The organism is Variovorax sp. KBW07 (genome assembly GCF_003852515.1).
Taxonomy (GTDB): domain Bacteria; phylum Pseudomonadota; class Gammaproteobacteria; order Burkholderiales; family Burkholderiaceae_C; genus Variovorax.
The window spans coordinates 44,827-69,965 of the sequence record NZ_QAJK01000123.1 but is presented as its reverse complement, the minus strand read 5'-3'; the positions used below and the strand labels follow the sequence as shown (position 1 = coordinate 69,965).

At 66.4% G+C, this 25,139-nt stretch carries 28 protein-coding genes; 17 read left to right on the top strand and 11 right to left on the bottom strand.

Annotation, left to right across the window (positions count from 1 at the left end):
• Positions 1-545 (bottom strand): superoxide dismutase (locus DBV14_RS23415; RefSeq protein ID WP_124462586.1); only part of this gene is annotated, 545 nt, incomplete at its 3' end.
• A 50-nt stretch (positions 546-595) separates the two neighbouring features.
• Complete coding sequence (xseA, locus tag DBV14_RS23410; protein WP_124462584.1) at positions 596-1,909, bottom strand: exodeoxyribonuclease VII large subunit; 1,314 nt, start codon at positions 1,907-1,909, stop codon at positions 596-598.
• Positions 1,910-2,222: 313 nt separating this feature from the next.
• On the opposite strand from xseA, the gene DBV14_RS23405 reads away from it, so the two are divergent.
• From DBV14_RS23405 to adk, 6 genes are all read left to right on the top strand, one after another.
• Entirely contained in the window at positions 2,223-2,855 is a 633-nt protein-coding gene (locus DBV14_RS23405) for a MotA/TolQ/ExbB proton channel family protein (RefSeq protein ID WP_124462582.1), read from the top strand.
• On the top strand, positions 2,852-3,292 hold the full coding sequence (locus tag DBV14_RS23400; protein ID WP_124462581.1) for a biopolymer transporter ExbD: 441 nt from the start codon (positions 2,852-2,854) through the stop codon (positions 3,290-3,292). The genes DBV14_RS23405 and DBV14_RS23400 overlap by 4 nt, the downstream gene beginning before the upstream one ends.
• Complete coding sequence (gene lpxK / locus DBV14_RS23395; protein WP_124462579.1) at positions 3,293-4,315, top strand: tetraacyldisaccharide 4'-kinase; 1,023 nt, start codon at positions 3,293-3,295, stop codon at positions 4,313-4,315. It abuts the gene before it with no gap.
• Positions 4,296-4,478: a Trm112 family protein gene (locus DBV14_RS23390; RefSeq protein ID WP_057596378.1), complete on the top strand. Its 183-nt coding sequence runs from the start codon at positions 4,296-4,298 to the stop codon at positions 4,476-4,478. The genes lpxK and DBV14_RS23390 overlap by 20 nt, the downstream gene beginning before the upstream one ends.
• Positions 4,475-5,248, top strand: a complete 774-nt coding sequence (gene kdsB, locus DBV14_RS23385) for a 3-deoxy-manno-octulosonate cytidylyltransferase (protein ID WP_124462577.1) — start codon at positions 4,475-4,477, stop codon at positions 5,246-5,248. The genes DBV14_RS23390 and kdsB overlap by 4 nt, the downstream gene beginning before the upstream one ends.
• Before the next feature lie 136 nt (positions 5,249-5,384).
• Positions 5,385-6,041: an adenylate kinase gene (adk, locus tag DBV14_RS23380; protein ID WP_124462575.1), complete on the top strand. Its 657-nt coding sequence runs from the start codon at positions 5,385-5,387 to the stop codon at positions 6,039-6,041.
• Positions 6,042-6,084: 43 nt separating this feature from the next.
• Here the strand turns inward: adk and DBV14_RS23375 are convergent, their stop codons facing one another.
• Entirely contained in the window at positions 6,085-7,050 is a 966-nt protein-coding gene (locus tag DBV14_RS23375; protein WP_124462573.1) for an asparaginase, read from the bottom strand.
• 73 nt (positions 7,051-7,123) lie between these two features.
• Here DBV14_RS23375 and lexA point away from each other — a divergent pair, with 73 nt between their 5' ends.
• The 9 genes from lexA to DBV14_RS23330 all read left to right on the top strand — a co-directional run bounded on the left by lexA (position 7,124) and on the right by DBV14_RS23330 (position 16,355).
• Positions 7,124-7,807 (top strand): transcriptional repressor LexA, encoded by a 684-nt coding sequence (gene lexA / locus DBV14_RS23370; RefSeq protein ID WP_124462571.1) that lies wholly within the window; start codon positions 7,124-7,126, stop codon positions 7,805-7,807.
• Positions 7,808-7,945: 138 nt separating this feature from the next.
• Complete coding sequence (locus DBV14_RS23365) at positions 7,946-8,326, top strand: hypothetical protein (protein ID WP_124462569.1); 381 nt, start codon at positions 7,946-7,948, stop codon at positions 8,324-8,326.
• Positions 8,327-8,416: 90 nt separating this feature from the next.
• Entirely contained in the window at positions 8,417-9,424 is a 1,008-nt protein-coding gene (locus DBV14_RS23360; protein ID WP_124462567.1) for a D-2-hydroxyacid dehydrogenase family protein, read from the top strand.
• A 63-nt stretch (positions 9,425-9,487) separates the two neighbouring features.
• A complete protein-coding gene (locus DBV14_RS23355; protein ID WP_124462565.1) occupies positions 9,488-10,645 on the top strand; it encodes an MFS transporter in 1,158 nt (385 codons plus the stop codon).
• 134 nt (positions 10,646-10,779) lie between these two features.
• Positions 10,780-12,300: a 3-hydroxyacyl-CoA dehydrogenase gene (locus DBV14_RS23350; RefSeq protein ID WP_124462563.1), complete on the top strand. Its 1,521-nt coding sequence runs from the start codon at positions 10,780-10,782 to the stop codon at positions 12,298-12,300.
• A 38-nt stretch (positions 12,301-12,338) separates the two neighbouring features.
• A complete protein-coding gene (locus DBV14_RS23345) occupies positions 12,339-13,118 on the top strand; it encodes an oxepin-CoA hydrolase, alternative type (RefSeq protein ID WP_124462561.1) in 780 nt (259 codons plus the stop codon).
• A gap of 61 nt (positions 13,119-13,179) precedes the next feature.
• Positions 13,180-13,899, top strand: a complete 720-nt coding sequence (locus DBV14_RS23340) for a Crp/Fnr family transcriptional regulator (protein WP_124462559.1) — start codon at positions 13,180-13,182, stop codon at positions 13,897-13,899.
• A 9-nt stretch (positions 13,900-13,908) separates the two neighbouring features.
• On the top strand, positions 13,909-14,997 hold the full coding sequence (locus DBV14_RS23335) for a phosphotransferase (RefSeq protein ID WP_124462557.1): 1,089 nt from the start codon (positions 13,909-13,911) through the stop codon (positions 14,995-14,997).
• 86 nt (positions 14,998-15,083) lie between these two features.
• Positions 15,084-16,355 (top strand): acyl-CoA dehydrogenase family protein, encoded by a 1,272-nt coding sequence (locus tag DBV14_RS23330; protein ID WP_124462555.1) that lies wholly within the window; start codon positions 15,084-15,086, stop codon positions 16,353-16,355.
• Positions 16,356-16,436: 81 nt separating this feature from the next.
• On the opposite strand, the gene DBV14_RS23325 is transcribed toward DBV14_RS23330, so the two are convergent.
• The 5 genes from DBV14_RS23325 to DBV14_RS23305 form a co-directional block, all read right to left on the bottom strand.
• Positions 16,437-16,919: a GNAT family N-acetyltransferase gene (locus DBV14_RS23325; protein ID WP_124462553.1), complete on the bottom strand. Its 483-nt coding sequence runs from the start codon at positions 16,917-16,919 to the stop codon at positions 16,437-16,439.
• Positions 16,916-18,253: a phosphoglucosamine mutase gene (gene glmM / locus DBV14_RS23320; protein ID WP_124462551.1), complete on the bottom strand. Its 1,338-nt coding sequence runs from the start codon at positions 18,251-18,253 to the stop codon at positions 16,916-16,918. The genes DBV14_RS23325 and glmM overlap by 4 nt, the downstream gene beginning before the upstream one ends.
• Entirely contained in the window at positions 18,250-19,065 is an 816-nt protein-coding gene (folP, locus tag DBV14_RS23315; RefSeq protein ID WP_124462590.1) for a dihydropteroate synthase, read from the bottom strand. The genes glmM and folP overlap by 4 nt, the downstream gene beginning before the upstream one ends.
• Positions 19,066-19,198: 133 nt before the next feature.
• The gene (gene ftsH / locus DBV14_RS23310; protein ID WP_124462549.1) at positions 19,199-21,115 is read right to left on the bottom strand and encodes an ATP-dependent zinc metalloprotease FtsH; all 1,917 of its coding nucleotides are present in this window, start codon (positions 21,113-21,115) and stop codon (positions 19,199-19,201) included.
• 166 nt (positions 21,116-21,281) lie between these two features.
• Positions 21,282-21,950: an RlmE family RNA methyltransferase gene (locus DBV14_RS23305; RefSeq protein ID WP_124462547.1), complete on the bottom strand. Its 669-nt coding sequence runs from the start codon at positions 21,948-21,950 to the stop codon at positions 21,282-21,284.
• 33 nt (positions 21,951-21,983) lie between these two features.
• On the opposite strand from DBV14_RS23305, the gene DBV14_RS23300 reads away from it, so the two are divergent.
• Together DBV14_RS23300 and DBV14_RS23295 are read left to right on the top strand one after the other, a co-directional pair.
• Complete coding sequence (locus DBV14_RS23300) at positions 21,984-22,463, top strand: YhbY family RNA-binding protein (protein WP_124462545.1); 480 nt, start codon at positions 21,984-21,986, stop codon at positions 22,461-22,463.
• Positions 22,464-22,504: 41 nt separating this feature from the next.
• Positions 22,505-23,224, top strand: a complete 720-nt coding sequence (locus DBV14_RS23295) for a glycosyltransferase (RefSeq protein ID WP_260397197.1) — start codon at positions 22,505-22,507, stop codon at positions 23,222-23,224.
• Between the two features lie 54 nt (positions 23,225-23,278).
• On the opposite strand, the gene DBV14_RS23290 is transcribed toward DBV14_RS23295, so the two are convergent.
• The 3 genes from DBV14_RS23290 to DBV14_RS23280 form a co-directional block, all read right to left on the bottom strand.
• Complete coding sequence (locus tag DBV14_RS23290; protein WP_124462541.1) at positions 23,279-23,698, bottom strand: DUF4149 domain-containing protein; 420 nt, start codon at positions 23,696-23,698, stop codon at positions 23,279-23,281.
• Between the two features lie 27 nt (positions 23,699-23,725).
• Entirely contained in the window at positions 23,726-24,202 is a 477-nt protein-coding gene (gene greA / locus DBV14_RS23285; RefSeq protein ID WP_124462540.1) for a transcription elongation factor GreA, read from the bottom strand.
• A 64-nt stretch (positions 24,203-24,266) separates the two neighbouring features.
• A complete protein-coding gene (locus tag DBV14_RS23280) occupies positions 24,267-25,136 on the bottom strand; it encodes a Kdo hydroxylase family protein (RefSeq protein ID WP_124462539.1) in 870 nt (289 codons plus the stop codon).
• Positions 25,137-25,139: the final 3 nt, after the last annotated feature.

Genomic DNA, 25,139 nt, shown 5'->3' with positions numbered 1-25,139 from the left:
AGCTTGGCCAGGAAGGTCTCGACGAACTTCGGGCGCAGGTTGCGGTAGTCGATGTAGTACGCGTGCTCCCACACGTCCACGGTCAGCAGCGCCGTGTCGGCGGTGGTCAGCGGCGTGCCGGCGGCGCCGGTGTTCACGATGTCCACCGAGCCGTCGGGTTTCTTCACCAGCCAGGTCCAGCCCGAGCCGAAGTTGCCCACGGCCGACTTCACGAACGCTTCCTTGAAGGCGTCGTAGCTGCCCCACTTGGCGTCGATGGCCTTGGCCAGCGCGCCGCTGGGAGCGCCGCCGCCTTGCGGCTTCATGCAGTTCCAGAAGAAGGTGTGGTTCCAGATCTGGGCCGCGTTGTTGTAGATGCCACCGCTGGCCTTCTTGATGATCTCTTCCAGCGTCAGGGCTTCGAACTCGGTGCCCTTCTGCAGGTTGTTCAGGTTCACGACATAGGCGTTGTGGTGCTTGCCGTAGTGGTACTCGAGGGTTTCCTTCGAATACTCGGGGGCCAGTGCGTCAAGAGCGTACGGCAGGGGTGGGAGCACATGTTCCATGGTTTTTTCTCGTGGGTTGGTTGTGGGGAATCAGGGATTCTAGGAAGTAATTATTGAGGTCGCGTCGGACGCGTTCCCGTTGCATCGCCGGGCTTGACGGTCAGGTCGACCTCGCCATCGGCCAGCCGCGCCACGACGGCATCGCCGGGCGCCAGTTGTCGGGCGCTGACGATGGCGCGGCCACCCGGGTCGGTCAGCCACGCATATCCGCGTTGCAAGACCAGGGCCGGATCAAGCAGCCGCAAGCGCAAGGCCACGCGCTCCAGGCGCTCGCGCCGCTGCACCACGGCACGTTCGAACTTCAGGGGGAAATCGGCTGCGATCAGGCGCGGGGCTTGCGCAAGGCGCTCCCGCCTCGACAGCACGGCGTACTGAAGGCGCTGTGCATGGTGCGCCAGCCGAAGCTGCTGGCGAGCCACAAGATTCGAGGGCCTTCCGAGGCGACCCGCTGCCTGGTCGAGACGCTGCCCGAGCGCGTCGAGCCGGCCGCCCAGCGCATCGCCGAGCCGCTCGTCAAGCAAGTCGAGCGCGCCGAGCCACAGGTCGCGCGGCGCACTGACCAGTTCCGCCGCCGCGGTGGGCGTCGGCGCGCGCAGGTCTGCGCAGAAATCGGCGATGGTGAAATCGGTCTCGTGCCCCACGCCGCTGATCAGCGGCACAGGGCTCTGGACGATGGTGCGTGCCAGTGTTTCGTCGTTGAAGGCCCAGAGGTCTTCGATGGAGCCACCGCCGCGCACCAGCAGGATCACGTCGACCTGAGGCTCGAGCGCGTAGAGCGATTGCAACGCGCGCACCAGCTCGGCCGGCGCATTGGCGCCCTGCACCGCCGCCGGCGCCAGTACCACCGGAATGTGCGGCACGCGCCGCCGCAGGGCCGTGACCACGTCATGCAGCGCAGCAGCACCCAGCGACGTGACGACACCCACCGCGCGCGGCATGGCCGGCAACGCCCGCTTGCGCGCCGGATCGAACAGCCCCTCGGCTTCCAGGCGCGCCTTGCGTTGCATGAACTGCTCGAACAGCGCCCCCTGCCCCGCACGCCGCAGGCTTTCGACCACGAGTTGCAGGTCACCGCGCGGCTCGTACACCGCAAGGCGTCCGCGCACCTCGACCTGGTCACCATCGCGCGGCGAAAAATCGAGCAGGCCGGCGGCGCGGCGGAACATCGCGCAGCGCAACTGGCCGGACTCGTCCTTGAGCGAAAAGTAACAATGTCCACTCGACGCCCGCGAAAAACCGGAGATCTCGCCGCGCACCGCGACCGGATTGAAGCGCGCATCGAGCGCATCGGCGACCGCGCGGCACAAGGCGCCCACGGCCCAGACGCGTGGCCCGGGCGCGGAATTCGCGTCACGCAGGTTCATGAAGTGCACGCTCGGCGCAATGCCACTCTTCCACAACGGGCGGCGTCGCCCCCGTTCCTTGGCCCCGGTACGGGACAGGCGCACGGTTTCTCGTGCAAGCCATTGATTTCATTGAAAAAAGTGCTGCTCAAAATTCAGTCGTTCTAGCGGAAAGCCCGTCCCATGCGGGTTCGGACGCGTTGCGCAGCAGGTTAATCACAAAGTTATCCACAGAATCTGTGCGTCCTTGCCGACACGAAAACAAGCCGCGTGGCGATGGTGGGCTCAGTGGATAATCGCCGCGCATTTGCAGTCTACGGGCCGGAGGATTTTCTTGTTTTCCATCATTGTTGCCGCGGGCTGGCCTATCTGGCCATTGCTCGCCTGTTCGGTCATTGCGCTCACGCTGGTTATAGAACGTTTCACGAGTCTGAAGACCGTGAGGGTACTGCCGCCGAAGCTGCTCGACGAGACCATTACCGTGTCGCGGGGCTCCATTCCCGGCCCCGATGTCGTGACCAAGCTGGAAAGCAACTCGATGCTCGGCCAGGTGCTGGCCGCCGGCCTGCGGGCGTTGAACGCCAATCCGCGCTGCACCGAAGACGACCTGCGCGCCGCCATGGAGGCGTCGGGCCGCACCATCGCGCACAAGCTGGAGCGCTACCTGCCGGCGCTGGCCACCATTGCCTCCGCCGCGCCGCTGCTCGGCCTGCTGGGCACGGTGATCGGCATGATCGAGATCTTCGGTTCGCAGTCGCCAGGCAGCGGAGCCGTCGGCTCGGGCAACCCCGCGCAGCTGGCGCACGGCATCTCGATCGCGCTGTACAACACGGCCTTCGGTTTGATCGTGGCCATTCCCACGCTGATCTTCTGGCGCTACTTCCGCAGCCGCGTCGACGAATACCTGCTGAACCTCGAGCTGTCCGGCGAGCGCTTCGCCCGCCACCTGAACGCGCTGCGGAAATGACCCGCGCCCGCATGCAGTTTCGCCACGGCTCGCGCGATGAGCCCGAGATCAACCTGATCCCGTTCATCGACGTGCTGCTGGTGGTGCTGATCTTCCTGATGCTGTCGACCACCTACAGCAAGTTCACCGAAATGCAGTTGCGGCTGCCGACGGCGGATGTCGACGCGCAACGCGACTATCCGAAGGAAGTGATCGTGACGGTGTCGGCCGACGGGCGCTATTCGGTCAACAAGGCCGCCGTTGCCGACCGCAACGTCGAAACCGTGGCCGCAGCGCTCGCCGCCGCGGCCACCGGCGGCAAGGACAGCGTGGTGATCATCAGCGCCGACGCGAGCAGCCCGCACCAGGCCGTCGTGACGGTGATGGAAGCCGCGCGCCGCGCCGGCCTCATGCAGATCACTTTCGCAGCCCAGTCGACGGCGCAAGCCGGGCACTGAGTGCCTTCCGAAGGCCGCGGCACCACCGGCGCCTCGGGGTCGCGGCTGCAAGACGCGTGGCTGCACCGCGGGCCGCTGGCCTGCCTGCTGTGGCCCTTGTCCCTGCTCTACGCCGCGATCTTCGCCTTGCGCGGCTGGCTCTATCGATTGGGATGGCTGCGCACCGAGCGCGTGCCGGTGCCCGTGATCGTCGTCGGCAACGTGATCGCGGGCGGCGCCGGCAAGACGCCGGTCGTGATGGCCGTCGTGCGGCACCTGCAGGACAGTGGGCAGCAGGTCGGCGTGGTGTCGCGCGGCTACGGACGCCACACCGACGACTGCCGCGAAGTGCTCAACGACAGCGACCCACGCGATGTGGGTGACGAGCCCGCGCTGATCCGCCACGCCACGCATGCACCGGTGTTCGTAGCGCGGCAGCGTATTGAAGCCGCGCGGGCCCTGCTGGCGCGCCATCCGTCCACCCAGGTCATCGTCAGCGACGACGGGCTGCAGCACCTGGCGCTGGGCCGCGACATCGAGATCTGCGTGTTCGACGACCGAGGCATCGGCAATGGCTGGCGCTTGCCCGCCGGCCCGTTGCGCGAGGCCTGGCCGCGCCACTGCGACCTGGTGTTGCACAGCGGCGAGCGCCCCGCATTCGCCGGTGGCTACACGGCCACCCGCCGACTGGCATCGCACGCATTGACCAGCGAGGGGAAACACGTCCCTTTGGAAACCCTCGTCGGCAAGCCAGTGATCGCGCTGGCCGCCATCGCACGGCCCGAGGCATTCTTCGAGATGCTGCGTGCGCGCGGCCTCACGCTGGCCGAGGCCATCGCGCTGCCCGACCACCACGATTTCGACGGCTGGCAGCGCCCCTCCGACACCACCCTTCCCCTCGTCTGCACGGAGAAAGACGCGGTCAAGCTGTGGCGCAAGGCACCCGACGCGCTGGCTGTGCCGCTGCACTTCGCGCCGGCCCCGGAATTCTTCATCGCGCTCGACGCAAAGCTATCATCGCTCGATGGATACCAAGCTGCTTGAACTGCTCGTCTGCCCTGTCACCAAGGGCCCGTTGACCTGGAACCCGGAGAAGCAGGAGCTGTGCTCGCGCAGTGCGCGCCTGGCCTATCCGGTGCGCGACGGCATCCCGGTGCTGCTCGAAAACGAAGCCCGCACGCTGTCCGACGACGAGTTGGGGCTGTGAGCTTCACCGTCCTGGTGCCGGCGCGACTGGCGTCGACACGGCTGCCCAACAAACCGCTTGCCGATATCGCCGGCGTGCCGATGGTGGTGCGCGTTGCCCAGCGCGCCAGCGAATCGGGTGCGGCGCGCGTGGTCGTCGCCGGGGACGATCCATCGATCATTTCAGCGTGCCGGGCGCATGGCGTCGAAGCCATCCTGACGCGCCAGGACCATCCCAGCGGCACCGACCGGCTGGCCGAGGCCTGCGAGCAACTGGGCCTTGACGGCGACGACATCGTCGTCAACGTGCAGGGCGACGAACCGCTGATCGACCCCGCGCTGATCGACGCCGTGGCGTCCGAACTGGCCGCGCATCCGCAAGCCGCAATGAGCACGGCCGCCCACGAGATCGATTCGATCGCCGACTTCATGAACCCGAACGTGGTGAAGGCCGTGCTCGACGCGCAGGGCCACGCCCTCTATTTCAGCCGCGCCCCCATTCCTTGGTGGCGCGACGGTTCCGCCAACGGAGCGGCACCGACCGTGCTGCCCAGCCCGGCTCCGCTTCGCCACATCGGCATCTACGGCTACCGCGCGGGCTTCGTGCGCAAGTTTCCGTCGCTGCCGCCGTCCCCCGTTGAAGCGACGGAGGCACTCGAACAATTGCGTGCGCTGTGGCACGGGCACCGCATCGCGGTGCATGTGAGCCATGTCGCACCCGGGCCGGGCATCGACACCCCCGAAGACCTGGCACGCGTGCGGGCCGTCTTTGCAGCGAAGCCAGCCCCCTGAGCAGACGCGTCGCCCGAGTGAAGACAAGGGGAAATCCCCAACGGCACGCGTGCTATCCTCGATGCAACTCCGCCTTGCCCAGCCATGGGGCCGACGCTTGGCGCGACACAAAATCTAAGAACCGTCCGAGGACACCATGAGACTAATTTTGCTGGGCGCGCCCGGAGCGGGCAAAGGCACGCAAGCGGCCTTCATCTGCCAGAAATACAGCATCCCTCAAATCTCGACCGGCGACATGCTGCGCGCCGCCGTAAAGGCCGGCACGCCGCTGGGGCTGCAGGCCAAGGCCGTCATGGACGCCGGTGCCCTGGTCAGCGACGACCTGATCATCAACCTCGTGAAAGAACGCATTGCACAGGCCGACTGCGCCAGCGGCTTTCTGTTCGACGGTTTCCCGCGCACCATTCCGCAGGCCGACGCCATGAAGGCGGCGGGCGTCAAGCTCGACTACGTGCTTGAAATCGACGTGCCCTTCAGCGACATCATCGAGCGCATGAGCGGTCGTCGTTCGCACCCCGCTTCGGGCCGCACGTACCACGTCAAGTTCAATCCGCCGAAGGTGGAAGGCAAGGACGACGTGACCGGCGAAGAGCTGATCCAGCGCGAAGACGACAAGGAAGAAACCGTGCGCAAGCGGCTCGACGTCTACAGCCAGCAGACGCGCCCGCTCGTCGACTACTACTCGGCCTGGGCCAAGGCCGACCCAGCCGCCGCGCCGAAGTACCGCGCCATCAAGGGCGTAGGCACGGTCGACGAGATCACGCAACGTGCGCTTGCCGCACTGAACAGCTGACCTGACGTTCCCGCCGCCCTTCGACAATTCGACAGGGCGGTTTTCATTTCCCCAGCAGTTCCAGCATCAGCGCGATACGCGCCTTGACCGGCGTGAGCGTGCCTGCGTCGCGCAACCGGTCGTCCGGCCTCGGCAGGATGCGGCCATTGGCGCAGCGCGTGGCACGCAACACCGCAAGCCCGCTGTCTTGCGCCTTGAGCGCCGCTGCCTCCAGCGCGTGGTGCAGAGTGCCGTTTCCGGTCGCGGCAAGGACCAGCCCACGCACCGGCTCGGCGCTCCCCGCCTGCAGCAGCGCATCGACGAGCGCGCCGCTCGCGCCGGCGTGACTCATGACGATCTCGACACGCGGCCATTGAATCGCGGCCTTATCCAGCACCTTTGCTGCTGACAGCGCAGCCCCTTGCGGCCACGGCCTGACGCATCGCACATCGCCCTCTTCCACATAGCCGACCGGCCCCGCATCGCCCGAAGCGAAGGCGTCGAGCCGGTAGGTGTGCACCTTCTGGATGTCGACCCCGCCGTGGACCGTGCCTGCGCAAACCACCGTCACGCCTCGGGCGCCGGCCGTTGCCGCCACCACGATGGCATCGCGCACGTTCTGCGGCCCGTCCGGCGCCAGCGCCGTGGCCGGACGCATCGCGCAGGTCAGCACCACGGGCTTGGCCGTCGCGAGCACCGAATGCAGGAAGAAAGCCGTCTCTTCCAGCGTGTCGGTGCCATGGGTGACCACGACGCCCGCCACATCGGGCTGCGCCAGCCAGTGTGCACAGCGCTGCGCCAGCTTCTGCCAGATGTCGAACGACATGTCCTTGCTGTCGACCTGCGCCACCTGCTCGGCCACCAGCGTCACGCCTTCGGGCGCCTCGATGCCGCCCAGCAGGTCGGCCACGTCCACCTGCCCGGCTGTGTAGCCGATGTTGTCGCCGCTGCTTGCGGCCTTGCCGGCGATGGTTCCGCCAGTGCCCAGGACCACCACGCGACGCATTTCAGGCAAAGGGGAATTGGCCATCGCTTGTCAACTTTTAAAAACTGGTTAAAAATACAGGCACTGGATAAATAGCCAGTGCCGCAAGGAACCACAAATGCAGTTCGCAGTGAAGCTTACAGCCCGCCAGCAGCAGATCCTGGACTTGATCCAGAGCGCCATCGCACGCACCGGTGCGCCGCCAACGCGCGCCGAAATTGCCAACGAGCTGGGGTTCAAGTCGGCCAACGCCGCCGAAGAACACCTGCAGGCGCTTGCCCGCAAGGGCGTCATCGAGCTTGTCAGCGGCACCTCGCGCGGCATTCGCCTCAAGGGCGACGCGCTGCGCTCGCTCAACGAAACGCGGCACCGCGAAGGCGGCCAGTTCTCGCTCTCGCTGCCCGGCATGGCACAGCTCGCACTGCCGCTCATCGGCCGCGTCGCAGCCGGCTCGCCCATCCTGGCGCAGGAGCACGTCGACCAGACCTACTACGTCGAGAACACGCTGTTCCAGCGCCAGCCCGACTACCTGCTCAAGGTACGCGGCATGTCGATGCGCGATGCCGGCATCATGGACGGCGACCTGCTCGCCGTGCAGGCCACCAAGGAAGCACGCAACGGGCAGATCGTGGTGGCGCGCCTGGGCGACGAAGTCACGGTCAAGCGCCTGAAGCGCAACAAGCTGGTCATCGAGTTGCACGCCGAGAACCCCGACTACCCGACCATCATCGTCCAGCCCGGCGAGCCTTTCGAGATCGAAGGCCTCGCGGTCGGACTCATCCGCAACACCATGCTGATGTAGGCCTCGCGGCCTGCTTGCAGCAGCACCTCATCCGGCCGCAACAGGTGGCGGGCGTATGGCGCGAAGTCGCCATCACCCTGTCGCGGCCGATTCAAGAAATCCTGCCTGTGTTCAACCTCATACTTTTTTGGAGTTCACATGGGAATCGCCCTCCTCGCCATCGCTGATTTCTGGATGCCGCTGCAATCGCTCGCCAGCCGCCTGATGCCGGTTCGCCGCTCTCACCGCCGGGACCCGCTCGATCACGGCGAAAGCTCGGCCGGGCTGCGCTATGTCGCGGTACGGCCCGCCTGCACCACCCGGTCCGGCAACGGCGCCGCGTCGGCAACGGCTACCGCCGCACCGGCACGCCCGCTGCGTGTGGTTCGCGTGGTCGACCGGCAGGGGTCGCAGCGCACCAGCAACCGCGTCGTGATCTCCGGCCGCATGGCCGACGTGTGCGCGGAGCTTGACCGCCTGGCGGCGCTCGAGACGGCGGAAACCATGGGCGCCGCCCCGCGTTCGGCACGCCTGCACTGAGTCCGCACACCCCTGCGAGAGCCCCCAGGGGTGGGTATCCAAACGTTCACAGGCGCGACATCCCAATGCTGCGAGGCACAATGGCACGCCATGAACATTGTGATCCTCGACGACTACCAGGACGCCGTGCGCAAGCTGCGCTGTGCCGCCAAGCTGGACGCGTACGCGGCCAAGGTCTACACCAACACGGTCAAGGGCATCGGGCAACTGTCGGTTCGCCTGAAGGACGCCGACGTGATCGTGCTGATCCGCGAGCGCAGCCAGATCTCGCGCCAGCTGATCGAAAAGCTGCCCAAGCTCAAGCTCATTTCTCAGACAGGAAGGGTCGGCGGCCACATCGACGTCACGGCCTGTACCGAGCGGGGCGTGGCGGTGGCCGAAGGCACGGGCTCCCCGCAGGCACCCGCCGAGCTCACGTGGGCGCTGATCATGGCGGCCATGCGTCGGCTGCCGCAGTACATCAGCAACCTCAAGCACGGTGCGTGGCAGCAGTCGGGGCTCAAGTCGGCCTCGATGCCGCCCAACTTCGGGCTCGGCTCGGTGCTCAAGGGCAAGACGCTTTGCATCTGGGGCTACGGCCGCATCGGCCAGCTGGTCGCGCGCTACGGGCAGGCTTTCGGCATGCAGGTGGTGATCTGGGGCCGCGAGGCAAGCTGCGCCAAGGCCCGCTCCGACGGTTTCCAGGTGGCGCAGAACCGCCACGAATTCTTCGCCCAGGCCGACGTGCTGTCGGTGCACCTGCGGCTCAACGAAGAGACCAACGGGCTCATCACGCTGGAAGACCTCTCGCGCATGAAGCCGACGGCGCTGTTCGTCAACACCTCCCGCGCCGAGTTGGTCGAGGCCGATGCCCTGCTTGCCGCGCTCAACCGCGGCCGCCCCGGGCTGGCCGCCATCGACGTGTTCGAGAGCGAGCCGCCGTTGCAAGGCCATGCCCTGCTGCGCTTGGAAAACTGCATCTGCACGCCGCACATCGGCTACGTCGAGCAGGAAAGCTACGAGAGCTATTTCGGCCAGGCTTTCGACAACGTCGTGAGCTACATCAACGGCAACCCCACGAACATCGTGAACCCCGGCGCGCTGCAGGTTCGCCGGTGAGCCTTTCATGAGCCGCCGGGCCGACCCAAGGCGAGCACCGCAGCCGAAGGCAGAGGTCAGTCGGTGAGCCAGCCCGCGCCGCGGGGCGCGCTCTGGGCGCTGCTGGCCGGCAATTTCGTGATCGGCACGGGCGTGATGGTCGTGCCCGGCACGCTCAATGAAATCAGCACATCGCTGGCCGTCAGCGTCGCAAGCGCGGGCCAACTGATCACAGCCGCCGCAGCCGTGATGTGCATCGGTGCGCCATTGCTGGCCGCTGCAGTCGCGGGATGGGACCGCCGCCAGCTGCTGGCCCTCACCCTGCTCTGGTATGCCGCCGGACACGCCCTCTCGGCGCTGATGCCGAGCTTCGGCGCCCTGCTCCCGATGCGCATGCTCACGGTGATCGCGCCCGCGATCTTCACGCCCCAGGCTGCCGCCTGCGCCGGCATGCTGGTGCCGCCCGAGCACCGCGGGCGGGCCGTGACCTTCGTCTTCCTGGGCTGGTCGATGGCCTCGGTGCTGGGCCTGCCCATCGGCGCGCTGATCGGCGGCCACCTGGGCTGGCGGATGGCCTTCCTGGCGATTGCAGCGATGAGCGTGGTGAGCGCGGCATCGATCTGGCTCACCCTGCCCCAAGGCATCCGCCCGGCGGCGCTGACCGCCGCCGCCTGGTCGCGCGTGCTTCGCAGCCCGGTGCTGATGGGCATCGTCTCGGTCACGGCGATGCAGGGCGCGGGCCAGTTCGTGCTCTTCAGCTATTTCGGCCCGATCCTCAAGCAGAGCTTCGGTGCCGATGCCACCACACTGAGCCTGATGTGGGCCCTGTTCGGCGCCTGCGGCCTCGTGGGCAACATGCTGGTCAGCCGCTTCATCGACCGCATCGGCGCGGGCCGCATGGTGCTGGTCACGACCCTGCTGATTGCATTGAGCCTGCTGCTGTGGCCGCTGGCCTCCACGTTGGCCTGGCTGGCCGTGGTGCTGGTTCCCTGGGGCCTGGGCTGCTTTGCCACCAACTCGGCCCAACAGGCCCGCCTGGTGGGCCTGGCGCCCGCCCTCGCTCCGGGCTCGGTGGCGCTGAACAGCTCGGGCATCTACACCGGCCAGGCGGTCGGTGCGGGGCTGGGTGGCTGGCTGCTGGCCAACGACGCGGCCGCCTGGATGAGCTGGGTCGGTTTTGCCCTGCTGCTGGTCGCCCTGACGCTCAGCGTGACCATCGACCGCAGCCGCCGCCCGGCCTGAAATCGCGCCCCCGCGTAAGACCCTTCACGCCCCGGGCGCGCGAGATTGCAAAATCGGGGCCTGCCGCCGCGCTTCGGCCTCCGCTTGCGCGGCAGCTGCGCGGATACCACCCAACCAGCGAAAATCTTCATCCAATGACAGTGAACTACTCCCGAATCGGCGTGATCGGCGCCGGCGCCATGGGACGCGGCATCGCGCAGATCGCCGCCCAGGCCGGCAGCGAAGTGCTGCTGCTCGACAGCTTTGCAGGCGCCGCGGAGCGCGGCCGCGAAGCCCTCGTCGCCCAATGGAACAAGCTGCACGAGAAGGGCAAGATCGACGCCGCCGCGCGCGATGCCCAGATTGCCCGCGTCAAGGCCGTCGACTCCATCCAGGCGCTGGCCGGCTGTGACCTGGTGATCGAAGCCGTGGTCGAAGACCTCGAGGTCAAGCGCAAGCTGTTCCGCGAACTCGAAACCGTGGTGGCACCGACCGCCACGCTGGTCACCAACACATCGTCGCTGTCGGTCACGGCCATCGCGGCCGGGCTGGCGCGCCCCGAACGCATCGCGGGCTTCCACTTCTTCAACCCCGTGCCGCTCATGAAGGTGGTCGAGGTGGTCGCGGGCTTCAAGACCTCGCCCGAGGTCTGCAAGCAACTGGCCGGCTACGCCACGCAGATGGGCCACAGCGCCGTGCAGGCGCAAGACACGCCCGGCTTCATCGTCAACCACGCGGGGCGCGGCTACGGCACCGAGGCGCTGCGCATCGTCGGCGAAGGCGTGGCCGATTTCGCGACCATCGATCGCATCCTGAAAGACCAGGCGGGCTTTCGCCTTGGCCCCTTCGAGCTGATGGACCTGACGGCGCTCGACGTGTCGCACCCGGTGATGGAGTCCATCTACCACCAGTACTTCGAAGAACCGCGCTTCCGCCCCAGCGTGATCACCGCGCAGCGCCTGGCTGCCGGCGCACTGGGCCGCAAGACCGGCGAGGGCTTCTACCGCTATGACGACGGCGTGATGCAGCAGGCGCCCGAGGCCCCGCCGCCCGTGGTCGAGGGCACGCCTTCGGTATGGGTGTCGCCCCGTGCGGCACGCCGCGCCGAGCTGCTGCGCCTGATCAACACGCTGGGCGCACAGATCGACAGCGGCGCCGCCGCCGCCCCGCACTCGCTGATTCTTGTCGCGCCGCTGGGCTTCGACGTGACCACGGTGGCCGCCGTCGAGCGCCTGGACGCCACGCGCACCGTCGGCATCGACATGCTGATCGACGACGCCGCCACCAAGCGCCGCGTGCTCGCCACCAACCCGGCCACGCGCCGCGACATCCGCGACGCCGCGCACGCCCTCTTCGCGCGCGACGGCAAGGCCGTGAGCGTGATCCGCGACAGCGGCGGCTTCGTCACGCAGCGCGTCATTGGCACCATCGTCAACATCGCCACCGACATGTGCCAGCAGCGCGTGTGCTCGCCGGCCGACCTGGAGACCGCCGTGCAACTGGGCCTGGGCTACCCACGCGGCCCGCTGGCCATGGGCAACCTCTACGGCCCGACCAACATGCTCGAAGTGCTGTTCAACCTGCAGACGGTGTACGGCGATCCGCGCTATCGCCCGAGCCCATGGCTGCGCCGCCGCGGCGCGCTGGGCCTGAGCCTGCTGCACGAAGAAGAATAAGAAACCACCAACCGACCGACTGGAAACGCGACACAGCGATGACCGCCGAACTCAAGAGCACCAGCGAAGGCAGCACCATGGTGCTGACCATCGCCAATCCCACCCAGCGCAATGCGCTGGGCCCCGAGATCTACGCCGCGGGCATCGAGGCGCTCAACGGCGCCGAAGGCAGCAGTGAGATCCGCAGCGTCGTCATCGTGGGCGAAGGCGCATGGTTCTGCGCCGGCGGCTCGCTGCAGCGCCTGCTGGCCAACCGCCAGCTCGACCGCTCGGTGCAGGCCGAGAGCATCGAGGGCCTGCACAACTGGATCGACTCGATCCGCACCTTCCCCAAGCCGATCATCGCGGCGGTCGAAGGCGCGGCGGCGGGCGCGGGCTTTTCGCTTGCGCTGGCCTGCGACTTCGTGGTGGCCGCGCGCGACGCGGTCTTTGCGGCCTCGTACAGCAACGTGGCGCTGTCGCCCGACGGCGGCCTGAGCTGGCACCTGGGCCAACAGCTGCCGCGCCAGTTGGCCAGCGAATGGCTCATGAACGGCGAGCGCATCGGCGCGCCGCGCCTGCATGCCCTCGGGCTGGTGAACGAGCTGACCGAAAACGGCCAGGCGCTGGCGGGCGCACTGGCGCTGGCCACCAAACTCAACGCCCGCGCGCCGAATTCGCTGGCCAGCATCAAGGAACTGCTGAGCGAGGCGCGTGGCGCCACGCTGGCTTCGCAGCTCTCGCAGGAGCGCGACCACTTCGTGCGCAACCTGCACCACGCGAACGCGGGCATCGGCATTGCCGCGTTCCTCGACAAGACACCGCCGCAGTACGAGTAACGCCTCACGGCGTCGCTCCCGTGACACCCATCAGCTTTTCAGTCGCCGAGAGGACAGACCAATGGACGACCCCATTCTTACTATCGAAGAACGTGAAGCGATCAACAGTGGTCGCTGGTTTTCTTCCTTATCTCCATCGCTACGGCACGACATCCTCCGATGTGCTTTCGTCAAACGCTACAAGGACGGCGACCTGATCGCTGCCCGCGGCGACCCGCCCGACCACTGGATTGCCTGTGCCAAGGGCGCGGTCCGCGTGAGCTCGACGGCCGTCTCGGGCAAGCAGGTGACGCTGACCTACGTGGAGCCGGGCATCTGGTTCGGCGACGTGGCGATGTTCGACGGGGACCGGCGCACGCACGACACCTACTCGCATGGCGACAGCACCATCCTGTGCGTGGCGCGTGCCGATTTCCAGAAGATCCTGGCCACGCACGTGGAGCTGTACGAAGCGCTCATGCGGCTGCAGGCGCGCCGCATCCGCACGTTGTTCGGGCTGGTGGAAGACCTCAATACCCTGCCCCTGCGGGCGCGACTGGCCAAGCAGCTGATTCACCTGGTGCGCAGCTACGGCGTGCCCAACCTGGACGACGGCAGCCAGATGCGCATCGGCCTGCAGCTGGCGCAGGAAGAGCTCGCGCAGCTGCTCGGCGCTTCGCGCCAGCGGGTCAACCAGGAACTCAAGACCATGGAGCGCGAGGGCACGATCCGGATCGAGCCGGGCGGCCTTGTCGTTCTGGATCGCGCGGCGTTGATGCGCGTGTCGGAAGCAGAAAGCTAGAAAACTGAAATGAGCCAGGACTTTTCCAACTTCATCGGCACCCGCGCCGTTTCGCAACAGCACGCTTTCGACGTCGATGCGCTCGCAGCCTGGCTCGAAAAGAACCTCGATGGCTTCAAGGGCCCGCTGACGGTCGAGATGTTCAAGGGCGGGCAGTCGAACCCGACCTACAAGCTCGTCACGCCCTCGCAAAGCTACGTGATGCGTGCCAAGCCGGGGCCAGTCGCCAAGCTGCTGCCCTCGGCCCATGCGGTCGAGCGCGAATTCAAGGTCATGAGCGGCCTGCAGGGCACCGACGTGCCGGTGCCGCGCATGCATTGCCTGTGCGAAGACGAGGCCGTCATCGGCCGCGCCTTCTACGTGATGGAGTTCATGCAGGGCCGCGTGCTCTGGGACCAGTCGCTGCCCGGCATGAGCAATGCCGAGCGCACCGCCATCTACGACGAAATGAACCGCGTCATCTCAGCCCTGCACACGGTGAAGTTCGCCGAGCGCGGCCTGGCCGACTACGGCAAGCCCGGCAACTACTTCGAGCGCCAGATCGGCCGCTGGAGCAAGCAGTACGTCGCCTCCATCACCCAGCCCATCCCCGAGATGGACAGGCTGATGGAATGGCTGCCCGCGCACATGCCGGCCAGCGCGCGCGACGAGAAACTGGTGTCGATCGTGCACGGCGACTTCCGCCTGGACAACCTGATGTTCCATGCCACCGAGCCGCGCGCCATTGCCGTGCTCGACTGGGAGCTGTCGACGCTCGGCCACCCGCTGGCCGACTTCAGCTACCACTGCATGTCGTGGCACATCTCCGGCGAAACCTTCCGCGGCATCGGCGGCCTCGATCACAAGAGCCTCGGCATTCCGACCGAGAGCGAGTACATCCGCAAGTACTGCGAGCGCACCGGCCTCACCACGCCCGAGGCGCTGGCGCCCGACTGGAATTTCTACCAGGCCTACAACCTGTTTCGCATGGCAGCGATCCTGCAAGGCATTGCCAAGCGGGTCGAGGCCGGCACCGCATCGAGCGAACAAGCCGTGGCCTCCGGCCGTGGCGCGCGTCCGATGGCCGAAATGGCCTGGCAGTTTGCCCAAAAGGCATGAGCCGCTGGGCCGCCCCAAGGCGAATACCGCAGCCCAAGGCGAAGGTTACTCAGTAACCAGCCCCCTACACCCACCAGGAGACGAAGATGGATTTCGAATACTCGGCCAAAACCAAAGATCTGCAGAAGCGCGTCAAGGCGTTCATGGATGAAAACATCTACCCGGCCGAGGCCGAGTACAGCGCCGAGCTGGCCGCCAACACGGCCGCGGGCAAGCGCTGGACCGCACTGAAGACGGTCGAGAAGGTCAAGGAAAAGGCCAAGGCCCAGGGCCTGTGGAACCTGTTCCTGCCGGTCGACAGCGCCTCGGCCTCCGGCTACGCCGGCGCCGGCCTGACCAACCAGGAATACGCGCCGCTGGCCGAGATCATGGGTGCGGTGCCATGGGCGAGCGAGGCCTTCAACTGCTCGGCGCCCGACACCGGCAACATGGAAACCATCGCGCGCTACGGCTCGGAAGAAATCAAGGCACGCTGGCTCAAGCCGCTGCTCGAAGGCCAGATCCGCTCGGCCTTTGCCATGACCGAGCCCGACGTCGCGTCGAGCGACGCCACCAACATCTCCACGCGCATCGAACGCCAGGGCGACGAGTACGTCATCAATGGCCACAAGTGGTGGATTTCGGGTGCGGCCGATCCGCGCTGCGCGGTCTTCATCACCATGGGCAAGAGCGACCCCGATGCGCCCCGCCACTCGCAGCAGAGCATGGTGGTGGTGCCGGCCGATGCCAAGGGCATTCGCATCGTGCGTCCGCTGAACGTGATGGGCTACGACGATGCGCCGCACGGCCACGTCGAGATGTATTTCGAGAACGTGCGCGTGCCGGTCGGCAACATCCTGCTCGGCGAAGGCCGTGGCTTCGAGATCGCCCAGGGCCGCCTTGGTCCGGGACGCATTCACCACTGCATGCGCCTGATCGGCCTGGCCGAGCGCGCGCTCGAGCTGATGTGCAAGCGTGCCTCGTCGCGCGTGGCCTTCGGCAAGACCGTCGCCTCGCAGACCGTGACGCAGGAACGCATTGCTGAAGCACGCTGCAAGATCGACATGGCACGCCTGCTCACGCTCAAGGCCGCATGGCTGATGGACGTGGCCGGCAACAAGGTCGCCAAGAACGAAATCGCCATGATCAAGGTGGTAGCGCCGAGCATGGCCTGCCAGGTGATCGACTGGGCCATGCAGGTCCACGGCGGCGGCGGCATGTGCGACGACTTCCCGCTCGCCTACGCCTACGCCGGCGCGCGCACCCTGCGCTTTGCGGACGGTCCGGACGAAGTGCACCGCAACGCCATCGCCAAGTGGGAGCTGGGCAAGTACTCGGCCAACAAGACCGAAGCCGACATGCCTGTCACGCGCTTCTGATTCGTCTTGCCCCCTCTCCCTCCGGGAGAGGGTTGGGGTGAGGGCCGACGGCGATCAATTCGCCTCGGCCCTTTTTCTTTTTCAGAGCTTCTTCTGCAGGAAGACCGCGTGCCCAAAGGCCGGGTCGAGCTGATAGCTCTTGAACCCCTCGCGCTCGTAGGTACGCAACGCCGGCGCATTGCCCGACAGCACTTCGAGCGTGAGCTTGCAGGCACCGCGCTTGCGCGCCTCCTGCTCCACCTGCGCGAACATCTTCTGCGCCACGCGCTGGCCGCGATGGCTGGGCAGCACGACCACGTCATGCACATTCACCAGCGGCTGGCAGGCAAAGGTCGAGAAGCCTTCGATGCAGTTGATCAGGCCCACGGGCGTGTCGCCATCGAAAGCCAGCACGCTGAAGGCCTGCGGGCGCGCCGCCAGCGCCGCAGGCAGCCCTTGGCGCACGGCCGGTTCGAGCGGCGTGCCGCCACCGGCAGGATCGCTCGCGTAGGCATCGAGCAGGTCGACAACGGCCGCGGCGTGCGCGCCGTCGCGGTAATTCGCAACCAGGGTTTCAATGCTCATTGCGCCAGTTCCAGCGTAGCCGCGAGGCGCTTTGCACACGACCTGGATTGCTCCGCATCGCGCGCCTCGACCATCACCCGCACCAGCGGCTCAGTGCCACTCGCACGGATCAGCACGCGGCCCGCATCGCCGAGCTCAGCCTCGATACGCTCCGTTTCGCTGGCCAGCGCCTTGTTGGCCTTCCAGTCCTGGCCGGGCGCGAGACGCACGTTGATCAGTGTCTGCGGAAACAGCGTGACGCCGTCGAGCAGCTGCGCCACCGTCTTGCCGCTGCGCACGCAAGCCTGCAGCACCTGCAGCGCGCTCACGATGCCGTCGCCCGTCGTGTGGCGGTCGAGCGCGAGCAAGTGCCCCGAGCCTTCGCCGCCGAGCAGCCAGCCGCGCTTGTCGAGTTCTTCGAGCACATAGCGGTCGCCCACCTTGGCGCGCACGAATTCGATGCCCTGTCCGCGCAAAGCCACTTCAACGGCCTTGTTGGTCATGAGCGTGCCGACCACGCCCGCCGGCTTTTCGCCGCGCGCGATGCGTTCGGCCACCATCAGGTAGAGCAGTTCGTCGCCATTGAACAGGCGCCCGCTGGCGTCGACCAGTTGCAGGCGGTCGGCGTCGCCGTCGAGTGCGATGCCGTAGTCGGCCTTCTGCGCCGTCACCGCGGCAACCAGCGCCTCGGGATGCGTCGCGCCGAAGCCCTTGTTGATGTTGAGCCCGTCGGGGGCGCAGCCGATGCTGGTCACTTCGGCGCCCAGTTCGTGGAACACGTTGGGCGCCACCTGGTAGGCCGCGCCGTGCGCCGCATCGACCACCAGCTTCATGTCGCGCAGCGTCAGGTCATTGGCGAAGGTGCTCTTGCAGAACTCGATGTAGCGGCCTGGCGCGTCGTTCAGGCGGCGCGCCTTGCCGAGGTCGGCGGAGGCGGCCCACACCGGCGCCTCTTCGAGCGCGGCTTCGACGGCCAGCTCCCAGGCGTCGTCGAGCTTGGTGCCCTGCGCGCTGAAGAACTTGATGCCGTTGTCGGGAAAGGCGTTGTGGCTGGCGCTGATCACCACGCCGAGGCTCGCACGCTGGGCACGCGTGAGGTACGCCACGCCGGGCGTGGGCAGCGGGCCCAGCAACACCACGTCGACTCCCGCCGAGTTGAAGCCCGATTCGAGTGCCGATTCGAGCATGTAGCCCGAAATGCGGGTGTCCTTGCCGATCAGCACCGTGGGGCGCGACTGGGTCTTCTTGAGCACGCGGCCCACGGCGTGCGCGAGGCGCAGCACGAAGTCGGGGGTGATGGGTGCCTGGCCGACCGTTCCGCGGATGCCGTCGGTGCCGAAATATTTACGGGTCATGTGGTTTCCTCTTTTCTTTGTTGTGGTTGTTCTTCCGTCGCCTTCATGGCGCGCCATACGGCAAGGGCGGCCACCGTGTCGCGCACGTCATGCACGCGCACCACGGCCGCGCCACGGTCGACGGCCAGCACCGCGGCAGCCACGCTGGGCACGATGCGTTCGCCCGCGGTATCGATACCGGTGACCGCGCCAATCGACGACTTGCGCGACCAGCCCAGCAGCAACGGGTAGCCGGCAGCAAGGAGCTCGCGCTGCCGACCCAGCAGGGCGAAATTCTGCGCCACCGTCTTGCCGAAGCCGACGCCCGGGTCGAGCGTGATGCGCGAAGGATGGATCTGCAAGGCGCCAAGCCGCGCAACCTGTTCGGCCCAGAACGCGAGCACCTCGGGGATCACGTCGCCGTCCATGGGCGTGGCCTGCATGGTCTGCGGATCGCGGTGCATGTGCATCAGGCAGATGCCGCACGAAGGGTGCGCGGCAACGGCCTCGAGTGCGCCCGGCTGGCGCAGCGCCCAGATGTCGTTGACGATGTCCGCGCCCAGGTCGAGCACTGCGCGCATGACCTCGGGCTTGTAGGTGTCGATGGACAGCGGCACGTTCAGCTTCACGGCCTCGCGCACCACGGGCAGCACACGCGCCAGCTCGGCATCGAGCGGGACGGCCGGGCTGCCGGGGCGGGTCGATTCGCCGCCGATGTCGAGAATGTCCGCCCCCTCTTTCAGCAACTGCTCGCAGTGCTTCAGCGCGGTACTGGTAGACGCATGCGCGCCGCCATCGGAAAAGGAATCGGGCGTGACGTTGACGATGCCCATCACGCGCGGTTGCGCAAGGTCGATCGCGAAGCGCGCGGTCTGCCAGACCGCGGCGGCGCCCTTCGGCACCTCATGCGGCGCACCATGAAAAACGGGGCCAGAGGCCCCGTTGTTGCTTGCTATCAAGCCCACCTCAAGCGGCGGTCGGCGCCGGGTCGGTATTGACGGCCGGCGTGCCGCCACTGCCACCGCTGCCCGAAGGAGGGGTGCGCGGCGTCCAGTCCTTGGGCGGACGCGGTGCGCGGCCGGCCATGATGTCGTCCAGCTGTTCGCTGTCGATGGTTTCCCACTCGAGCAGCGCCTTCGCCATCGCGTGCATCTTGTCGCTGTTCTCTTCGATCAGGCGGCGCGCCAGGGCGTACTGCTCGTCGATGATGCGGCGCACTTCGCCGTCGACCTTTTCCATGGTCTGTTCGCTCATGTTCGTGGTCTTGGTGACCGAGCGGCCCAGGAACACTTCGCCTTCGTTCTCGGCGTAGACCATCGGGCCCAGCGCGTCGGTCATGCCGTAGCGCGTGACCATGTCGCGGGCGATGGAGGTCGCGCGCTCGAAGTCGTTGCTGGCGCCGGTGGTCATCTGGTGCATGAACACTTCTTCAGCAATACGGCCACCGAACAGCATGCTGATCTGGTTGAGCATGTACTCGCGGTCGTAGCTGTAGCGGTCTTGCGCCGGCAGGCTCATGGTCACGCCGAGGGCGCGGCCACGCGGAATGATGGTGACCTTGTGGACCGGATCGCACTTGGGCAGCAGCTTGCCGATGAGGGCGTGGCCGGACTCGTGGTAGGCCGTGTTGCGGCGCTCTTCCTCGGGCATGACCATGCTCTTGCGCTCGGGGCCCATGAAGATCTTGTCCTTGGCCTTCTCGAAGTCCTGCATCTCGACCACGCGCGCATTGCGGCGCGCGGCCATCAAGGCAGCTTCGTTGCACAGGTTGGCCAGGTCGGCGCCGGACATGCCGGGCGTGCCGCGGGCGATGACGCTCGGGTTGACGTCCTGGCCCAGCGGAACCTTGCGCATGTGCACACCGAGGATCTGTTCGCGGCCGCGGATATCGGGCAGCGTGACATACACCTGGCGGTCGAAACGGCCGGGGCGCAGCAGCGCGGCGTCAAGAATGTCGGGGCGGTTGGTGGCAGCCACCACGATCACGCCGAGGTTGGTTTCGAAGCCGTCCATCTCGACCAGCATCTGGTTGAGGGTTTGTTCGCGCTCGTCGTTACCGCCGCCGAGGCCGGCGCCACGCTGGCGACCCACCGCATCGATTTCGTCGATGAAGATGATGCAGGGTGCGTTCTTCTTGGCGTTCTCGAACATGTCGCGGACACGGGCAGCGCCCACGCCGACGAACATCTCAACGAAGTCGGAACCCGAGATCGAGAAGAAAGGAACCTTGGCTTCGCCGGCGATCGACTTGGCCAGCAAGGTCTTGCCGGTGCCCGGAGGGCCGACCAGCAGCAGGCCGCGCGGAATGCGGCCGCCGAGCTTCTGGAAGCGTTGCGGGTCTTTCAGGAAGTCGACGACTTCACGGACTTCTTCTTTTGCCTCGTCGCAGCCCGCGACGTCGGCGAAAGTGACCGTGTTGTTGTTCTCGTCCATCATGCGGGCCTTGCTCTTGCCGAAGCTGAACGCCCCGCCCTTACCGCCGCCCTGCATCTGGCGCATGAAGTAGATCCAGACGCCGATCAGCAGCAGCATCGGGCCCCAGCTGACCAGCAGCGTCATGAGGAGCGAGCCCTCTTCACGCGGCTTGACGTCGAACTTGACGTTGTGGTCGATCAGGTCGCCCACGAGGCCGCGGTCGAGCACCGTGGCGGTCGTGCGGATCTTGCGATCGTCGTTGGTGACGGCGATGATTTCGCCGCCGCCGGCGCCTTCAGGAATGACGGCGCTCTTGATCTGATTGTTCCGGACCTGGTCCAGGAACTCCGAGTAGCTGACTGCTCCCGAGCCGACTCCGCCGCGGGTGTCGAACTGCTTGAACACAGTGAACAACACCATCGCAATGACGAGCCAGACGGCAACTTTGGAAAACCACTGATTGTTCAAACGAAGCTCCAGGCTAAAGCGCGTGACGAGAATATGAAATCTGCGCTGTGGATACGCAATTGCGCCCCATTTTAGGCTTTTCAAGCTACGAAAAGCGGGCATTTCCCTAAAGCAGCCATAGGCTGACAGGGGTTTGCGCCCTGTACGCACGCCTTCCGGCAAGGTATCAAGGCGTATCCGAGGCCTTCAAACCCATCCCGACAAGGAAGGTCTCGGACGATTTATCGCGCGAAGCCTTGGGTTTGAAGGGCTTCACGGTACGGAAATTGGCCTTGAACATCTTTACAAGATCGTCATACCCGCTGCCATGGAAAACCTTGGCCACCAGCGCCCCCTCGGGCTTCATGTGGTTCTGGGCGAAGTCGATTGCAAGCTCGATCAGGTGTTCCACCCGGGCCGCATCGGCCGAATGGATGCCCGACAGGTTGGGCGCCATGTCCGAGACGACCAGGTCCGCCTTGCGGCCGGCCAGCACCCCCAGCAGCTGTTGCAGCAGCGCGTCTTCCCGGAAATCGCCCTGCAGGAAGGTCACCCCTTCGATGGGCTCCATCGCCAGGAGGTCGAGCGCCACGATGGTGCCGTTCAGCGTGCCCACCGCGGCGCCGTCGGGCGACATGCGGCGGCGCAGGTACTGGCTCCAGGCCCCCGGGGTGGAACCGAGGTCCACCACCAGCTGGCCCGGCTTGACGAGCCCCAGCGACTCATCGATTTCCTTGAGTTTGTAGGCGGCGCGCGCCCGATAACCCTCCCGCGTGGCAAGTTTCACGTAGGGGTCGTTGATATGGTCATGAAGCCACGCTTTATTGACTTTTTTGCTTTTGGCTTTGGTGCTCATAGGTGTCTTCGTATACGCGTCGATAATACGGGGATGCCCGCCATTCAACTTACCCCTGCCGAGCGCAAGGTGCACCGCGCCGAAGCTCACCACCTGGATCCGATCGTCATGGTCGGTGGAGACGGGCTCACCCCTGCCGTAAAAAAAGAGGCCGACGCGGCCCTCAAGGCCCACGGCCTGATCAAGGTGCGCGTGTTCTCCGACGACCGCCTTGCCCGCGACGCCATGCTGCAGACGCTGGCCGACGAGCTCGACGCAGCCCCCATCCAGCACATCGGCAAGCTGCTGGTGCTCTGGCGCCCGAAGCCCGAAAAAGAGCGTGTGATCGATGAAGACCGCATGCCCGGCCCGCGCGACGTCAAGGTCCTGAAGTACAGCAAGCGCGGCGGCCAGCGCCCCGAAATCAAGACCCTGCGTGTGCTCGGCAACCAGCGCCTCACCCCTGGCGGCACCATCAAGCGCGCCAAGGCCAAGCGGCCACTCTCGGCCAAGAAGCGCAACCAGGCGGACTGAACTTGGCGCCAGCGCAAGGCGCCCAGCGCCATATCCTCTGCATGAAGTGGGGCACGAAATACGGCCCCGAGTACGTCAACCGCCTCTACGCGATGGTACGCCGCAACCTCAGCGGCGACTTCAAGTTCGTGTGCCTGACGGACGACGCCAGCGGCATCCGCCCCGAAGTGACGTGCCTGCCCATACCGCAGCTCAACCTGCAACTGGCCCCGGGCCAGCGCGACGGCGGCTGGAAGAAGCTCACGACCTTCGAGAAGGACCTGCACGGCCTGCGGGGCACCGCCCTGTTCCTGGACGTCGATGTGGTCGTCGTGGGCAGCTTGGACGCCTTCTTCGAGCAGCCCGGCGAGTTCCTGATCATTCGCGACTACCCCCGCCCCTGGCGGCGCGAGCGGATCACCGGCAATTCGTCGGTCTACCGCTTCGAGCTGGGCGCCCATGCCGACATCCTGGCCTATCTGCGGGCCAACCTCGACAAGGTCCAGGCCAAGTACCGCAACGAGCAGGCCTACCTGTCGGACATGCTCCACAAGCAGGGCAAGCTGGCCTACTGGCCCGAGGCCTGGTGCCCGAGCTTCAAGTACCACGGCATTCCGACCTGGCCGACCAACTACTGGGAAGAGCCTTTCGTCCCCGCGGACGCGCGCATCATGATTTTTCATGGCGAATGCAATCCGCCCGATGCGCTCGCGGGACGGCGCAACCGCGCCTTCCGCTACATCCGGCCCGCGAGCTGGGTCGCGCGATTCTGGAAAGAATGAGTGGATGGCGGCGAAAGACCGCCATCAGCGCCGCCTGGTGCTGTTTAGTGCCGCTCAGCGCGGCGTGCGGGCAGCGCCCATCCGCCACAGCAGCACACCTGTGCAAATCCATTGCACGAAGTACATGCCGGTGCCCACCGGGTGCCACAGCTTGAGGTTTTCCCGCGCCATGATGCGCGGGGCCACGGCGTATTGCTGAAGCAGTGCCATCAGCAGCGCCCCCAGGATCAGGAAGATGGCCGTCAGCGCGGGGCCATCCATTCGCTCGTCGGCCTTGGCGCGAAAGTGGATCAGCAAGATCAGCCCGCAAGCGATGGCAATCCAGCTTTGCGCCTCGAACAGCTGGCCAGCAAAATTGCCGGCCACCGACGGGTTGCCTAGTTTGGCGAACAGCATCGGCACCACGAGAAAGCCGACCGTGGAGAGACTGCCCCACCAGAAGGCAGCGAGCATCAGCGCAACGCGGTCTTTCATCGATGGTTCACTCAATGGGCTGGGCGATCAGATGTAGCGAACAGCCACGATCTCGTAGCGCTTCAGGCCGCCCGGCGCCTGCACTTCAGCTGTATCGCCCTCTTCCTTGCCGATGAGCGCGCGCGCGATCGGGCTGGAAATGTTGATGAGGCCCAGCTTCAGGTCGGCTTCGTCTTCGCCCACGATCTGGTACTTCACCGCTTCGCCGCTCTCTTCTTCCTCAAGCTCGACGGTAGAGCCGAAAACCACCTTGCCGCCGGCATCGAGCTCGCTCGGATCGATGATCTGCGCGGCCGACAGCTTGCCTTCGACTTCCTGGATACGGCCTTCGATGAAGCCCTGGCGGTCCTTCGCGACCTCGTACTCGGCGTTCTCGCTCAGGTCGCCCTGGGCGCGCGCTTCGGAAATCGCGTTGATGACCCAGGGACGCTCCACGGTCTTGAGCTTGTGCAACTCGGCGCGCAGTTTTTCGGCACCGCGCTTGGTAATTGGAATGGTGGCCATGTTTGGTTCTCCATAAAGCGAAACCGCCGAACGATGCCGTTCGGCGGTCGATGGGGGGACAAGATCAGACGAGATTGCGTCCGGTCAGCCGGCTCAGGATGGCGAGCGGGCTCGAATCTGGATTGTATTGCTTCGACGCGGCCAGATGAAGGGTCTGCTCCAGCATGTACTGGCCCGCCATCACGGCGTGCGAGGTCTGGTCGGAGAAGCACACCCACACCGAGCCCGGCGGGAACTTGGCCGTTTCCTGTGGCGAGCTTTCCTGGTAGCCCATGTCCGACTTCATGCCGTCGTGCAGCTGCAGCATCAGGTGGTCGTACTCGCTGCGGAACGACTTGGTCACGTGCAGCGCCTGCAACAGCTTTGCCTGCCAGCGCACATAGGGCTTGGCGCGCGGCAGGAAGCGCTTGGCGATGTCTTCGAAAGGCTCGCCCACGCGCCACACGCGCGGTGCGCCTTCGGGGTTGACGTTGGTGAACACCCGCAGGATGCGCTCGCCGTAGTTGGGCCGCGACGGGAACGCATCGACGTGCAGCCGGCGGTCGTCGGCACGCCACGACTGAACGCGCGTCTCGACCTGCGCGGGCCGGTAGCTCGTGGGCGCGAGGCGCAGCGCCGGCGTGTAGTGCGGCAGCAGCCCATGAATGAGCTGCTGCGCCTGCGCACGAAACCGCCCCACCATCGCAGCCGCTGTGCGCTGCACCGCTTCGTCACCCACGGCGCCCTTGAGCTTGCCACTGGCATCGAGGCTGATGTTGCGCACGTCGGGCGACAGCAGGCTGGGGGTGAGCAGGCTGCGCTCTTCGGGCAGCAGCTCGAAGCCCAGGCGCGGAAAGTACAGCACCTTGCCTGCTTCCAGTTCCGCGATCCACGCCTCGTTGGGCGTGGCCGCGTTCCAGTCGTTCAGGTCCAGTTCGACGAGCTGGGTTTCCATGGC